Origin of the sequence: Alistipes sp. UBA1686, from assembly GCF_002320215.1 — a bacterium.
GTDB lineage: Bacteria > Bacteroidota > Bacteroidia > Bacteroidales > Rikenellaceae > Alistipes > Alistipes onderdonkii.
This window is the reverse complement of sequence record NZ_DCKA01000018.1, coordinates 200,238-216,570: the sequence shown is the minus strand read 5'-3', so window position 1 is coordinate 216,570 and position 16,333 is coordinate 200,238. Positions and strand designations below refer to the sequence as shown.

The window sequence follows — 16,333 nt, the reverse complement described above, 5'->3', positions numbered from 1 at the left end:
ATCATCCACCCTCCTGCGCTTCAATATTCGATCCGGACGACCACCGAGCGCGTGAAGTCCGGAAGCGATACGTCGGCACGGCGGGACGCGCGCACCCACTCGTCCCGCCAGGGGTCGTAGATCCGCACTTTCTTCACCCTGCGCCCGCCGAGCAGCGGTGTGAAGTCGACCTGCAGGCCGGACAGTCGCTGTGCCGGAATGCGTTCGGAGAGCTCGTGCCGCCACGTGCTCACCGTATCGCGGCACCAGGCAAGCAGCGTGTGTTCGCCCCGCAGCACATAGACCCGCAGCCCCGCCGTATCGCGGCGCACGGGTTCGAACCCTTCGCGAAGGGGGTCGACACCTTCGACGGCACGCGCGAAGCGCCCCATCTGGAACCAGGTATGCTGCTTGTCGATATGGTGATCCCAATGCCAGAGGTGCCCCGGCCCGGCGGCCCCGCTGAAAAAGGGGGCGAAGAGCACGTCGTGGAGCACGGAACCCATCGTATCTACCTTATATATAGGATGGGGGCCGGTATGCACGGGTTTCACGGCGCCCGACTCGGCCAGCAGCATCGGTTTGCGGAGGCCGTATCCGCGCAGCACGGCGATGGCATCGGAGGCCATGCTGTCGACCGGAGCGCCGCACACGGCCAGTTCGGCACCCTCGTCGATATAGCGGTGCACCTGCGCCACCTCGTTCGAAGGCAGGCGGTTGATGAATTCATAAATCGGGAAGCTCGACTCCCGGTCGAGCGAGCCGAGACTCTGCATCACCAGGTTTTTCGGGAAGATCTCCTTCACACGCGGCAGCATACGGACATTCCACGCGCGCAGGTGCTCCTCGGGCGTCTCCACGGCGTTCATTTCGTTCCACAGCTCCCAGCCGAAAACGGCGGGATGGTCGCCGTAACGCTCGCGGAAGATGCGCACGCGGCGCAGGAACTCCTCTTCCCCCCGCGGCGAGGTGATATAATCGTCGGCATCGGCAAACGGGCCGCCGTTCGAGGTATGGTACGAGGCTTTGGTGTCCCACTTGTTCACGCCCGGCCGGATATGGCGGAAACTCTCGATGCAGAACTTGATCTTGATGCCGTACCGGTCGGCGAGCTCCAGCAGGCGGTCGATGCGCACGAGCTTGGCGGTGTCCACCTCGCCGTAACGGGTTTCGATCTCGAAGAGGTTCGTATTGAGCCATACGCGGCCGAAATTGGCGCCGTTGCGGTGCATCTTCCCGAGGTAATGTTCCATGTCGGCAACCGACCCCATCGCGGCGATGTTGCATCCCACGGGGATATACGGCTGCCCGTCCGAAAGGCAGAAATAACGGGGATCCCGGGCGCTTACCTGGACGAAAGAGCGCCTGAAGGAGCGCCCGGGGCGCTTGGCCCACGCCTCCGCTACCGACACGAAGGCAAGGAGGCAGGTCAAAAGGATGAGTCGTTTCATAGGTCGTAGTCTTAGGTTTGAGCGACAGGATAAAAGTAGGGAATTCCCCGCGCACGGAATGTAACCGGTTCAGCAGATGCTAACACATTTTCGTCGGGACAGCGCAGGAGGGGCGAAAGGCCGGTTTTCTGTTAATTTTTGATAAATCCGTGCAAATCCGGCGGGTGGAGTATTCCTATATTTGTTCCATCGAAAACTCTACCTTATCCGAACTATGAAACGACTTACGGCAATCCTCCTGTGCACGCTTGCATACGGCGCCGCAACAGCCGCCGACGGATGGGACGCCCCGGCCGACCAGCACGTCAACGCCCTGCGCCGCCTGCCCGCCCGGGCCACCTCCTACTCCTACAAGACCCCGCAGGATGCATTGGCGGGAGACCGCGCCCGATCACGGATGATGCTGCTCGACGGCGTCTGGAAATTCCGTTTTGCGGAAGACGCCGCCCAAAGCCCCGAAGGGTTCTGGCAACCGGGCGCCGACCTCGGAAACTGGGACGAGATAGAGGTTCCCTCGTGCTGGGAAATGCAGGGCTACGGGTATCCGATATACACCAACATCCCCTATCCGTTCGAGTTCAGGCCGCCGTCGATCACACGCGACAACCCGACGGGATGCTACGTCCGAAAGTTCACCGTACCCCGAAGCTGGGAAGGCGACCGGGTAGTGCTGCACTTCGGGGGTGTATACTCGGGTTATTACGTCTGGGTCAACGGCACCCTGGCAGGATATTCCGAGGACAGCTGCCTGTCCTCGGAATTCGACGTCACCGGCCTGCTGCGACCGGGCGAGAACACGCTCGCCGTGAAGGTTTTCAAATGGACGGACGGCAGTTACCTCGAAGATGCCGACCACTGGCGCATGGCGGGCATACACCGCGAAGTATACCTTGCCGCAAAACCCGACGTGGCCATCGGCGACTTCGGGGTGCGGACGCTGCTCGACGGCGACATGCGCGACGCGCTGTTGCAGATACGCCCCACGATCGACCTGCGCGAGGGCACCCCGGCGGCAGGATGGCATCTGCGGGCGCAACTCTATGCCCCCGACGGGACGCCCGAAGGCCGTGAAATGGGACTACCGGTCGAAGAAATCCTGTCGGAGGCTTACCCGCAACGCGACAACGTCTACTTCGCACTGATGGAGCAGCGCATCGCGGCACCCGAAAAATGGAGCGCCGAGAACCCTGCGCTCTACACCCTCGTGCTGACCCTGCGCAACGATGACGGGCAGGTCGCCGAATCGCGCAGCTGCAAGGTCGGGTTCCGCGACGTCCGGCTCCGCGGACGCGAGATGCTGGTCAACGGCGTCCCCGTGAAACTCTACGGCGTAAACCGCCACGACCACGACCAATATACGGGAAAGACCGTCACGCGCGAAGGGGTGGAACAGGACGTAAGGCTAATGAAACTGCTGAATTTCAACTCCGTGCGTACGTCCCACTACCCCAACGACCCCTATTTCTACGAGCTGTGCGACCGCTACGGCCTTTACGTCATCGACGAAGCCAACATCGAGAGCCACGGTTCGGGCGGGAAGCTCTCGAACGACCCGGAGTGGGCCGTCCCGTTCCTGGAGCGTGTGAGCCGGATGGTCGTCCGCGACCGCAACCACCCCTCCATCGTCATGTGGTCGCTGGGCAACGAATCGGGATGCGGCCCGGCGCACGCGGCGGCGGCCGGCTGGGCCAAGGATTACGACCCCACGCGCCTGATCCACTACGAAGGGGCGCAGGGACAACCTGCGAGCCCGCTTTACATACCCCTCAGGCGCACTTCGGCGGCCGTATTCACCAGTGCCGCCCCCGCAGACGGGAAGCCAGGCACCCCGCAACAGCCGCAGGACGGCGGCAATCCGACCGATCCCGCCTACGTGGATATCGTGAGCCGCATGTATCCCACGGTCGGGGAGCTGGAGCGCATGGCCCTCAACCCGCGGATCGACCGCCCCGTGCTGATGTGCGAATACGCTCACTCGATGGGAAATTCGACCGGCGGGCTGAACGACTACTGGACGGTCATCCGCAGCCATGAGGGACTGCTGGGCGGCCATATCTGGGACTGGGCAGAGCAGGGGCTGGTCAAAAAAGACACCTGCCAACGCACTTATTGGGCCTACGGCGGGGATTTCGAACCGGCAGGGGAGCATCACGACGCGGCGTTCTGCTGCAACGGCATCGTCAACCCCGACCGTACGCTGAAGCCCGCGGCACTGGAGTGCAAATACGTATTCCAGCCCATCGGGTTCACGGCGGACGACCTTGCTGCCGGAAGGGTTGTCGTACACAACCGTAATTTCTTCTCCCCAACCGACCGCTACGACTTCACCTGGGAAATATCGACCGACAAGGGCGTATTGCAACGCGGCAGTTTCGACGTGCCGACGACGCCCGCGGGCAAGAGCGCCCCGGCCACCGTCGGGTTCCGCCCCTTCGAGCCCGAACCCGGCGCCGAATACCTGCTCCGCGTACAGGCCCGGGAAAAACGGGCGACCCCTTACGCCGGGGCCGGGCACATCGCTGCGCAAGAGCAGTTCGGACTGCCTTTCTACAAGGCTCCCGCGCATAAACCCGCCGCAGGCAGGGCGGCCGTCTCGCAGGACGGGGAGCGCATCGTGCTGAGCGCCGCGGGTGTCCGGGCGGAAATCGACCGCAGAAGCGGCTACCTGGTCTCCTATACGGTACGCGGGAAGGCATTGGTATGCGACACCCTGCGGCCGAACTTCTGGCGGGCGTCGACCGACAACGACTGGCGCGGATGGCGCGTCGGGCAGATCGCCGGATGCTGGAAAGAGATGCCCGGAAGGATCCGGACGGAAGGCATCCGCATCGACGAAGCCGGAGGGACGGTGCGCGTCGAAAAGGGGGTTCCCGACAGCGTGCGGCTGACGCTGGTTTATACGCTCGACGGCACGGGGGCGCTGGCCGTGGCATACGACCTGCAGATCGCCGGGCAGTTGCCGGAACCGCTGCGCGCGGGGCTCCGAACCCGGGTTCCCAATACACTGGAGAGGATGGCCTACTTCGGCAAAGGGCCCCAGGAAAATTACTCCGACCGCTCGTGCGGTGCTTTGCTCGGCCTCTACCGGGGTACGCCCGGGGACTTCATGCACGACTACATCACCCCGCAGGAGAACGGCAACCGCTGCGCAGTGCGTTGGCTCACGCTGACGGAGGGCAACGGGCACGGCATCCAGATCGCGGGGGACAGCCCCCTGAGCATGTCGGTATGGGACTGCACGCAGGAGGCGCTCGACAGGGCACGCCACGTCACCGAAGTGGAGCGGCTTCCGGATGCCCTGACGGTCAACATAGACTGCGTACAGGCCGGGGTCGGGGGAACCGATACATGGAGCCTGAATGCGCGCCCCTCGGAGCAGTACCGCCTGCTGGCAAAACGCTATGCCTATAAATTCACGCTACTTCCCTGCAACAACGAATCCGAAGCAATCCGCAACGGCCGGAGGCTTTGCAACAAACGATAGCCCATGAAAAAGACAATCCTGTTACTGGCGTTGGGATTCCTGTGCCAACCCCTTTACCCGCAACGCACCGAATACCCGCAGATCGGGGCGCAGGTGTTCATCGAACCGGGGCAGACCGACAAGCAGATCGACGGGTTCTTCAGGATACTCGCGCAGCACGGATTCGAAACGGCACGCATCCGGATGTTCGGGGCGCACATGCTGCGCCCGGACGGATCGTGGGATTTCACGCTTTACGACAAAGCATTCGATGCCGCCGGGAAACACGGCGTAAAACTCTTCGCCACGCTCTTCCCGCCGACCGACGAGCTGGGCGACGTGGGCGGATTCAAATTCCCCCGCTCGAAAGCCCACCTGCTGGAAATCGCCGATTACATCGAAGCCGTCGTGAGCCACTTCAGGGGGCATCCCGCCCTCGACACCTGGGTGTTGCAGAACGAACCGGGGACGGGCGGAACGGGGCCCGGGCGAAACGACCTGACCGATGAGGTTTTCGCACGCTGGAAAGCCGCGCAGAAGACTCCGGCCTACGACAACGGCTACCTGAAAGCCGACTTCACGCAAGAGCGGTTCCACACCGATTTCACGACGTGGTACCTGGGATGGATCGCATCGCAGGTCGATCGGCACGACCCTGCGCACCACAAACACATCAATCCCCACCAGCTTCTGGACAACCTCGCCGACTACGATTTCCCCGCCTACGAAGGGTTTCTGACCTCGCTGGGCGTGTCGATGCACCTGAGCTGGCACTTCGGTTATTTCACCCGGGCGCAATACCCGCTGGGAATCTCGCTCATGGCCGACATCATCCGCTCCGGAGCCGGGAAAAACCCGTTCTGGATCACCGAAATGCAGGGCGGCAACGTCACGGCCAGCGGAAGGGAGGTACTCTGCCCCACGGCGCGGGAGATCACGCAATGGCTCTGGACGGGTATCGCCGCAGGCGCCGAAGGGGTGATCTTCTGGACGCTGAACCAGCGGGCGTCGGCACTCGAAGCCGGCGAATGGGGTATGCTCGATTTCCAGGGGCGGCCGAGCGACCGCCTGACAGCGGCCTCGGAAGTCGCCCGAACGGCGAAAGCCCACAAAAGCTTTTTCCGCGAGGCCCGGCCCGTACGGAGCGGCATCACGCTCCTTTACAACACCGAATCGCTCCGCACGCAGCAAAAGAATGCGGCGGTGTCGGACGACGGCCGTTACGAAGGGCGCAAGGCCAGCGCAACCATGAAATCGCTCGCGGGGGCCTATGAAGCCATAACCGCCTGGGGCGTGGTTCCCGAAATCTGCGAAATGGGCGCATACGACTGGAGCAACCCGCAGGGAAAAACGATCGTATTGACGAACCTCGTGGCACTGCCTTCGGAGGTATGGGAACGGCTCGACGATTTCGTCCGTAAAGGCGGCCGGATGATCGCCACGGGGCTCACCGGATTCTACGACCAGAACATGCACTGCATCCTGATGGACGACTTTCCGCTGCGCAGGTGTTTCGGCGCACAGATCAGCGAGTACAAGGCCGTCGCACCCTATTTTACGATCGCATGCGACACCCCCGCCACGACCCTGCCCGCGCATCTGTGGAAAGGGATCCTCACCCCCGACAAGGCGCAGGCGATCGCCATGCACGGCGACGATGTGGTCGGCACCCGCCACCGCTACGGCAAGGGCGAGGCCGTGTGGCTTCCCTCGCTCGTCGAGCTGGGCGGCTGGCACGGCGACAACAAAGGGGTCGCGGATTTCTACGGCACCTACTGCCGCGGGCAGATCGACCGTGCCCCGCTGCACTTCTCCCGCCCGGCGGACGGGGTGCTGATGCGTCTGATGGAGTCTCCGTCGCAACGGCTGGCCGTACTGGTCAACAAACGCCCGCACGCCGTCGAAATAGGGCTTTCGCGGCCGCTGCCCGCCTCGGCGCGCCGGTTATGCGGCGAAGCGTCGCCCGAAGGCGCCTCCGTCAGGCTCGGAGCCGAAGAGTGTGCGGTTTTCCTGTGGGACAAACAGGCGGAATGATGCAAAAAACAGGTATATTTGTCGTAGCACCTTAAATTACGACCGATGAAACACCTTGCTGCCGGACTGTTGCTGTTTTGCTGGCTGCCCCTGTGGGGACAGGTCACGAACCTCCATTTCACCAACCTCTCGATTGACGCGGGACTGTCGGACAAAATGGTTTTCGCCGTGGCACAGGACAGTACGGGGCTGATGTGGTTCGGGACGGCCGAAGGGCTCAACCGCTACGACGGCTACAATTTCGAAACGTTCCGCTACAACCCCGGGGATTCGACGTCGGTCAGCGCCTCGTTCATCAACTGCATACACCTCACACGCACGGGCGAATTGTGGATCGGCACCGAGAAGGGGCTCGACCTCTACGACCCCGTGACGGAAAGTTTCGTGAAATACCATGCGGACAACGACTCGCTGCGGCTGCTCAACAACCTGCGCATCCGCTGCATCCACGACGATCCGCAAGGGGTGATGTGGGTCGGGACGCTCGAAGGGCTGATCCGCCTCGACCTGCGGAAACGCTATATCAACTATTTCGTACTGGTACCCGACGCATTCGACCGGATGGCCAACGAAATCCGCAGCATCTGCGCCGACCGGCACGGGATGTTGTGGCTCGGCACCTTCGACGGGCTCTACCGCTTCAACCCCACGGACAACAGTTTCGTCCGCTATGAAACCCGGAGCCGGAAACTGCCCAACGACACCTACAACAACCTGGTCAACGCGCTGTATATCCCGGAGAACACCCCCGACCTGCTGTACGTCGGAAGTTCCAGCGGCCTGGTCGTCCTCGACATCCGGCATCCCGAGCAGCCGCTCGGCACCCTCCGCGCGGAAGACGGCGGACTTACGGACAACGACATAAAGAGCATCCTCAGCTACGACGACACGCACCTGTTGCTCGCAACGGCCGACGGGCTCACGCTCTACGACACCCGCAGCCATCAGGCCAGCGCCTATTACAGTTCGCTGTCCGACCCGACGTCGCTGCCCAACAACTCGCTGCGCACGCTTTTCCGCGACCGGCAGAACATCGTCTGGATCGGCACCGACAGCGGACTGGCCAAACTCGATCTCAAACGCAAGAAGATCGACTGCGTCCGCCTGACCAACGACAGAAAAGGGGCCGAACGCAAAGTCATCGTCAACGACCTGCTCGGAACCCCCGACCACAGCCTGTGGCTCACCACGAACGAAGGCGTCCTGCGGTACGACAGCACGCGACGCGACGCAGGATACACGCGTTACATGGCCGACAAAGGGGTTTCGCACAGCATCGCCAAGCGGCTTATCCGCGACAGCCACGGCACCCTGTGGCTGGGAACCAACGACGGGATCGACTACTACGATGCCGCGCGCGACCGTTTCGTACGCGCCGAGCACTCGAACCAGAACTTCTCGCTCAAATACATCTACGACATCAAGGAGGACGCCGACCACGACATCGTGACCAACATCAGCAGCGGACTCTGCTTCATCACCCCGCATTACCGCCCCGACGGCGGGATCTCGCACCTGAGCTACAAGACCCGGCTCATCAGCGGCATCATCAACTCGGACAACTGCGACATCGGCTATTTCGACGTGGATGCAAAGGGCAACATCTGGTTCGCGGCCACGCAGGAGGGGCTGTTCAAATACGAAAAGCGCAACGACCGCTTCATACAGTACAAGGTGCGCACGAACGACCCCCGCAGCCTGATAAGCAACCGCATCTACACCATCCACGTAGACCGTAAGGGGAATGTGTGGACGGGCACCGACCGGGGCCTCTGCAAACTCGACCCGGCAAGCGGGCTGTTCGAGCGTTTCGACAACGACCTCGACCTCTCGCAGTCGATCCGCACGCTCACGTCGGACAGCCGCGGCCGCATCTGGGCCGCCACGACCAACAAGCTCATCATGTACGACCCGGTGCGGAAAAACAAGATCGTCTGCGACCTCAACCGGGATCTGAGGATCGACGAACTGATTTACAACAGTTTCTTCATCGACCCGCAGGGCCATATCTACATGGGCGGCGACGGGGGCTACATCCGCTACCACCCCGACGCGATCCTGCTCAACGAGGACAAGGCGCCGACGGTCGTCACATCGTTCAGCCTGTGGAACAAGGAGGTGCGCCCCGGACACCGGATCGGCAAACGCGTCGTACTGCCGCGCTCGATCCTGCACAGCGACCGGCTGCGGCTGCGGCACAACGAAAATTCGTTCCGTTTCTACTTTTCGCTGCTCAACTTCGCATCGTCGAACAACAAGTACGCCTACCGGCTGGAAGGGTACGACAAGGAGTGGCAGATGACGGGCGGCACGCAGAACTACGCCGCCTATTCGAACCTCTCGCCGGGCAGGTACCTCTTCACGGTCAGGGGCTGCAACTCCGACGGGATATGGAGCGACCGCACGGCACGGATCGAGGTGCGCATCCTGCCGCCCTGGTGGCTGAGCTGGTGGGCATACCTGATCTACGGGGTGCTGGTCGCCGTGGTGATCGTCGTAGCCTACAACCTGACGCTCACCAAAATGAAACTCCTCTCGGAACTCCGGCTCGAAAAACTCGAACGCATGAAGACCGAAGAACTGAACCAGGTCAAGATGCGTTTCTTCACCAACGTATCGCACGAATTCAAAACCCCGCTTTCGCTCATCCTGGGCCCCATAGAGAGCCTCGGGGAACAGATCCGGGACAAGCGCCAGCTGGAGCAGCTCTCGCTCATGCGGCAGAACGGCGAACGGCTGCTGCGGCTGATCGACCAGATCATGGATCTGCGCAAATTCGACAACGGGAAGATGAAACTCAACCCCAGCACGGGCGAGTTCGTGTCGTTCGTGCGCAGGATTTACGCATCGTTCGCCTACCAGGCGCAACGCCGGGGCATCGACTACGATTTCGAAACCTCCGAACCCGAGCTCACCTTCCAGTTCGACAGCGACAAAGTCGAGAAGGTGCTGTACAACCTGCTTTCCAACGCCTTCAAGTTCACGCCCGACAACGGACATATCGGCATCACGGTTTCGCTGCGCCGCAGCGACGAAGGACGGTTCGCCGCAGTCGAGGTGTCGGACACCGGGATAGGCGTCACGGAGGCCGACCGGGAACATATTTTCGAGCGGTTCTACCAGGGCAGCAACCCGTCGTTCGAGTCGATCCGAGGCACAGGCATCGGGCTGATGCTCGCTAAGGATTTCGTCGAGCTGCACGGCGGCACGCTGACCCTGGAAAGCGCCCCGGGCCGGGGCAGCGCCTTCACGTTCACGCTCCCGGTCGACCCGGCGGGGGCGGCACCCGCCAGCGGGACTGCGGAAAGGCAGCCCGAAGCGGGATCCGCCGAGCGCAACCCGAAGGTGCTCATCGTCGAGGACAACGAGGACATGCGGAATTTCCTGCGCATAAACCTCGAAGAACAGTACGAAATATACACGGCACACGACGGCAACGACGGGTGGGAGCAGATCCGAAACATCTACCCCGACCTGGTGGTTAGCGACGTGATGATGCCCGGCATGGACGGCTTCGAACTGTGCCGCCACAGCAAGGCGGAACTGCTCACCTGCCACATCCCGTTCCTGCTGCTCACGGCCAAGGGCGACGAGGAGAACCGCGCCGAGGGGTATTCGGCAGGCGCAGACGGGTATATCGCCAAGCCGTTCAGCATCAAGACGCTGCGCACGCGGGTCAACTCGCTCATCGAGCAGCGCATCAAACTGCGCGAACGATACCGCCAGAAGCTGCTCACCGACCCTTCGGAAATCCAGATCGAATCGGAAAACGACAAGTTCATCGACACGCTGGTCAAGGCTATCGAACAGAATATCGACAACTCCGAATTCGGCATACAGGAGCTGTGCGAGATTTCGCGTTACTCCTACCAGCAGGTTTACCGCAAGGTCAAGGCGCTCACCGGGGAGTCGATCAACGAATTCATCCGCACCGTGCGGCTCAAACGGGCGGCGCAATACCTCGCGCAAAGCGACACCCGCATCTCGGAGATCATGTACAGCGTAGGGTTCAACTCACACTCCTATTTTACCAAATGCTTCCGCGAGCATTTCGGGCTTTCGCCCAAGGAGTATGCCGAAAAACACCGCAGGAAATAGCCCGAACCCGCAGGGACGGAGAGGCGGCCGGACACAGATCCGGCCGCTTTTCCGTTTCCAGCCCCCGCACGGGATCAAGACGCATGGCCCCTCCGGCCGGGCAGGGAAGGCAAATGGCGGAAACGTAATAGTATTTGATAATTCCGGGATAATTTAAGTCGGGCGGGCGGACTATTTTTGTTATACCGTACCACGGGAGAAACAACCTAAACCTGATAAACTATGAAACAATCCTTACTCATTTGTGCCGCGGCGGCGCTCCTGGCCGGAAGTTCCTGCTCGGAGCAGGAACCCTTCGACGCCGCGATGCCCGTCCGGCTCAGCATCGCAGGCATCAGCCCGGGAAGCCGGGCGGCGGCGAACTACTCGGCGGACGACTACTTCGGCCTTCGGGGAATGGCGGGGGCCTCGGTAAGCGTAAAGGCCCGGACAACGACCTATATCTATGCGGACGGGACATTGGCGGGCGCCACCCCGGACGACGTGCTCTACTTCCCGGTGGACGGAAGCGCCCTGTCCTCCGTCAAGGTATACTGGCCGGAGGAGGCCGTACGCCAGGCACAGGGCGGCGCCATCGCCAAAGACCAGCGGGAGAAGGAAGCGTTCCTCGCCGCGGACTGGCTTTCGGCCGAGCTGAAGGAGGTCGCCCCAGCGCAGGCCGTCGCCCTGACACTGGGGCACGAACGGCCGAAGCTCACATTCACGCTCGCCGGCACGATGTCGGGCAGCAGGATCACGGCGCTCTCGGTCGCCGGGTACGATGCCTACTGTGACCCTCAGACCGGTGATGCCCAGTTGATTATGCTGCCGGGTAATACGGAAATAGCCCCCGAAGCCATCGGCACGGTCACCATCGGTGGCCAGGAGCGTCCCCGGAACTTCGTCGTCAAGACGATGCCGGCCCTCAAAGCGGGGGAAAACCACACGATCGAGATCAATTTCTAAATAAAAGAGCCTATCATGAAACGACATATCCTCTATCTGGCCATGCTCGCACTGGGCACGGCAGCGACAGGATGCTCCGACGACGACACCGCAAAGGAGGGCCGGACGGAGCCTACGACGGTGGAAAGCATCTCCATCCGCACCCAAATGGCCGAGGTTTCACGCGCCCAAACCGGAGACGACGACCCGACGATGGGCCCGGCATCGACCCGTGCGGGGCACACGATGACGGTGACGCTCGGCAGCGGCAGCGAACGCATGCAGGCCACGTATGAATACGACGGCGGCAAATGGATCCCCGCCGGAGAGGCGGTCGTATTCCCCAACAACAAGCGCCAGCCCGTCGGGATCATCCTCAGGAAGGAGGGCACGGCCATCCAGGACGGTACGGCGCAGGGACTTATCGACGCCGACCAGCTGGGGTGGGACAACCCCGCCCAGGTACCGCTGCGGGAGATGGCCAACGTCCCGATGCGGCACCTGAAGACCATGGTGGAATTCGAACTGGGCACGATCGCCGCCACGGCACTCACGGTCGACGGCCTCAAAGCCTGCCACGTCGGGAACGGCAACAAATGGCAGGCGATCATCGAGCCGTCGACACCCGGGTTCAGGGTTTCGGTCACGGTCAACGGCACCGTCAGCACGACGGAGGTCAGCGCGGCGGCATCCCCCACCGACGGGGTGTTCCTGGCCGATTACCGCTACACGGTACCATTGGTATTGAACGGCAGCGAACTGACGCTGGGAACCATCGGCGTGGGCAGTTGGGACGAAGGAGCCGGGGGTACGGCCCAGGGCATGACCCCGACGCATTACCGGATCGAAGGGCTGGAAAACCGCACCATCGAAGTTTACCTGGCCGGGTCGGACAGCCCCACGCAGATCACCCTCGATGCAAAGGGCGAGGCCATGCAGCAGGCCGGGGTTCCGGTCGGCATCGTCGCCAGGATCGCCTGCGACGGCACGCAATACGAGATCGGGCGGGAGGAGAGCAGCCAGATCAGCCTCCGGATCGTCGACGGGAAAGTAGCCTTCCGCGAGGCGGACGACAAGGGCTTCATCCCCGTCAACACGATCGCCGAACTGAAGATGATCGACCTCGACGACGCCAGCCGGGGGCGCAAATACCTCCAGCAGGGCAACATCGACCTGCTCGACGCCGAGTGGACGCCGATCTCGAAACTGGAGGGCATCTATGACGGCGGCAACTTCACCGTCGCCCGCCTCAGGGTTTCGCTCGGGAACGGCAATGCCGGGCTCTTCGCAGCCAACGGCGGGACGATCCGCAACGTCGTGATCGCCTCGGCCAGCGCACTCAGGGGGCAGTGGCATGCAGGCATGGTCTGCGGTGAGAACACGGGAACGATCGAGCGATGCACCAACCGCGCATCGGTGACCGACGGCGGCAGCAATACGCTGGGCGGCATCTGCGGGTACAACAACAACGGCACCGTATCGGAGTGCCTGAACACGGGCACGCTGACCATCGACGCCACCGTACCGTCGGACGGCACGGGCGGCATCGTCGGCTACTGCGGCAAAGGGACGATCACGAGCTGCGGCAACACGGGCGGCATCGGCGGCAAACCCAGCAAGACGGGCGGCATCGCGGGGCAGGCCGACGACTGCCAGATCGCCGACTGCTACAACACGGGCGACCTCGTCCTGCCGTGGGGTGCAGGCGACAACAACGGCGGCATCGCGGGGCTCACCTACAATGCCACGCTCATCACGCGCTGCTACAATACGGGCACCGTCACGGTCGAAGGGTCGCAGGCCGGGGGTATCTGCGGCCAGCTCAACGCCGGGGCGACGATCAGCTCGTGCTACAATGCGGGCAAGGTGGGCGCCAAGTGGAATTCGGGCGGCATCGCGGGTCAAAGCACCGACGCCGAGATCATCGCCTGCCACAACGACGGGCTGATAGAGAGCCAGACCTCGGGATGGGCCGGGGCAGGCGGCATCTGCGGGTTCCACAAGGGAACCATCACGGCCTGCTACCACATCGGGCAGGTGACGGGCGACAGTGCCATCGGGGCAATCGTCGGCGAGCACAATTCGGGCAACATCTCCTACTGCTACTGGAACGGCGACCTGGAAGGTATCCCGGCAGGCGGCGGAGGCAGCCAGACCGGAAATGCGAAATTCGGCGCCGCATGGCCCCAGCCCTCGACGCATGAGGCATGGCGAACCACGGCCGACACCCCGGCCGCCTATTGGCGGACGCTGGGCAGCGCGGGCGGCGGCTACCCCAAACTCGCCTGGGAAAAATAACGCGGCACGGCACCCCGGCCTTCTTGCAGGCCGGGGTGTACGGGATTTAACCTATATTTGAAAACGGAACGAAACCAACAAAAACCCGAACCATGATCAAGACACGCTTTATCGTTGCAATAGGCCTGCTGATGACACTGGCCTGCTGCTCCAACTCCGGAACCGACCAGACCCCCGACCCCAACCCGCCCACGCCGCCGACGCCACCCGCGACGGGGGATTACGTATCGGTACAAAACGGGAAAATATATGCGCCCGACGGCGGGGAGCTCTCGTTATGGGGTGTCAACTTCCAGCCCTGCCTGAGCTGGGAATACAACGACCGCCTCAAGAGGCACGGGATACCCCAAACGGCCGAGGCGCTCAGGCGCGTGGCCGAAAACAACCTCGAAGAGGTGGCCAAACTCAAAGTTTCGGTCATCCGCTGCCACCTGACACCCGCCGATTTCACCGATGCGGAGGGAAACCTGGTCGAAACGCCCTACCTGGACGTGCTGGACTACATGGTCGCCGAAGCTGCCGAACGGGGCATTTACATTACGCTGGCCCTTATCAACCACATGGGCAGCGGCTACGTGCCCAATTCGGTATTCATGACCGCCGCCCGCCAGGAGTGGGTACACGACAAGGAGGTCGTCCGGAAATCGAAAAACTACGTCCGCCAGCTGCTCACGCGCAAAAACAACTATTCGGGGACGACCTATGCGGCTGAGAAACACATCGCCCTGTGGGAGCTGATCAACGAACCCGAATCCTTCAGCTATACGGACATACAGTCCAACCCCGCCGCCTACGCCGATTTCCAGTCCTGGGCGGCCGGCAACGGGCAGCAGGACAACGACGCTTCGTATGCGCTCTTCCGGCAGGAACTTATCCGGGATTATATCGACGGCATGTACGACGTCATCCGGGAGGCCGGGGCGCAGCAGCCCGTCGTCTGGAGCCACAACTGGCACCGTTACCGCAACGGCAACCCGGATATTTTCAAAGGCGCCCTCGCCTCGAAGGCCGAAGCCGTGGCCTGCTGCAACTATCCGGGGCAGGATCTCGTGCCGCAGGACTACTGGAGCAATCCCAAAGACCTCACGTCGCAGGATTATTCGGGCTGGTTCAACCAGTATTTCGACGACGTGAATGGCTACGGGTGGATGACGCTCCCCGAATACGCCGGCAAGGCGAAGACCGTCTACGAGTTCGAGACCTTCTTCAACCAAAGCGCCTATCTCTACCCCATACAGGCGCAGTATTTCCGGGCGCTGGGCGTGCAGTGCGCCTCAATGTGGACGTATACCATGCAGGAATACGCCCCCTACCACTGCGGTTCGCATTTCCTGAGCCTCACGTGCACGCCGAAAAAAGCCGCCAGCTTCATCGTGGCGGGCGAAATCTACAAATCCACCCCGCTGGGACAAATGTATGACCGTTTGGTCAACGAACAACTGGGTAGCAACTTCGCCATCTCGAAAAGCCGCGACGTGAGCATCTTCTCCTCGCCGGAAAAATTCTACCACTCAGGCGACGTGACGCAATGGTGCCCGCTCAATGTCAGCGACGGGGTCAGGAGCATCGTCGGCGTAGGCAGTTCGCCGCTGGTGACCTACACCGGGACGGGCATCTACTTCATCGACGAGCGGGACGGCGAACTGTTCGTCACGCTGGAACCCAACCACCGATGGCTCCGGGAGCCGTGGGACAGCCGACTGCAGACGAAGGTCAGCGCGCTTGACTACGACACGCCGAACACGATGAGCATCGGGCTCAAGGCGTGGAAAGAGGGTAAATATACGCTCTACCGCATCTCAGACGGCAGGCGGCAGAAGGCAGGCGTCCTCGACGGGCTCGGCGGGATGTCGCTCACGCCCGGCGACTATGTGATCGTGCGCGGGGAAAAGTAAACGCCGGGATTGTGCCGGGCTTGCGGCAGGAGTGTGCCACCACCTTGCGGCACACTTCGTCGGGAGCCCGGCAAAGACCCGGCGGAATTCCGGCTGAGGCTCGGCAAAAGGCCGTCAGAAGCTCGGTAAAGGCTCGGTAAAGGCCGGGGAAAAAGCCCTCAGAAGCCCTTCGGGAACCCGCCACCGACCCG

Annotated in this window: 7 protein-coding genes; 6 read left to right on the top strand and 1 reads right to left on the bottom strand. The window is 62.4% G+C overall.

Going from position 1 to position 16,333, the window contains the following annotated elements; translation table 11 throughout:
• Nucleotides 1–20 precede the first annotated feature (20 nt).
• The gene (locus B3C38_RS08845; protein WP_286726726.1) at nucleotides 21–1,430 is read right to left on the bottom strand and encodes a cellulase family glycosylhydrolase; all 1,410 of its coding nucleotides are present in this window, start codon (nucleotides 1,428–1,430) and stop codon (nucleotides 21–23) included.
• Between the two features lie 214 nt (nucleotides 1,431–1,644).
• Here B3C38_RS08845 and B3C38_RS08840 point away from each other — a divergent pair, with 214 nt between their 5' ends.
• The 6 genes from B3C38_RS08840 (at nucleotide 1,645) to B3C38_RS08815 (ending at nucleotide 16,142) form a co-directional block, all read left to right on the top strand.
• A complete protein-coding gene (locus tag B3C38_RS08840) occupies nucleotides 1,645–4,914 on the top strand; it encodes a glycoside hydrolase family 2 TIM barrel-domain containing protein (RefSeq protein WP_286726725.1) in 3,270 nt (1,089 codons plus the stop codon).
• Between the two features lie 3 nt (nucleotides 4,915–4,917).
• Nucleotides 4,918–6,927, top strand: coding sequence for a beta-galactosidase trimerization domain-containing protein (locus tag B3C38_RS08835; protein ID WP_286726723.1), 2,010 nt, complete (start codon nucleotides 4,918–4,920; stop codon nucleotides 6,925–6,927).
• Between the two features lie 45 nt (nucleotides 6,928–6,972).
• Entirely contained in the window at nucleotides 6,973–11,025 is a 4,053-nt protein-coding gene (locus B3C38_RS08830) for a hybrid sensor histidine kinase/response regulator transcription factor (protein ID WP_286726722.1), read from the top strand.
• A gap of 222 nt (nucleotides 11,026–11,247) precedes the next feature.
• Nucleotides 11,248–11,970: a hypothetical protein gene (locus B3C38_RS08825; RefSeq protein ID WP_286726721.1), complete on the top strand. Its 723-nt coding sequence runs from the start codon at nucleotides 11,248–11,250 to the stop codon at nucleotides 11,968–11,970.
• 15 nt (nucleotides 11,971–11,985) lie between these two features.
• Nucleotides 11,986–14,247 (top strand): hypothetical protein, encoded by a 2,262-nt coding sequence (locus B3C38_RS08820; RefSeq protein ID WP_278734523.1) that lies wholly within the window; start codon nucleotides 11,986–11,988, stop codon nucleotides 14,245–14,247.
• A 92-nt stretch (nucleotides 14,248–14,339) separates the two neighbouring features.
• Nucleotides 14,340–16,142, top strand: coding sequence for a hypothetical protein (locus B3C38_RS08815; protein WP_286726720.1), 1,803 nt, complete (start codon nucleotides 14,340–14,342; stop codon nucleotides 16,140–16,142).
• Nucleotides 16,143–16,333: the final 191 nt, after the last annotated feature.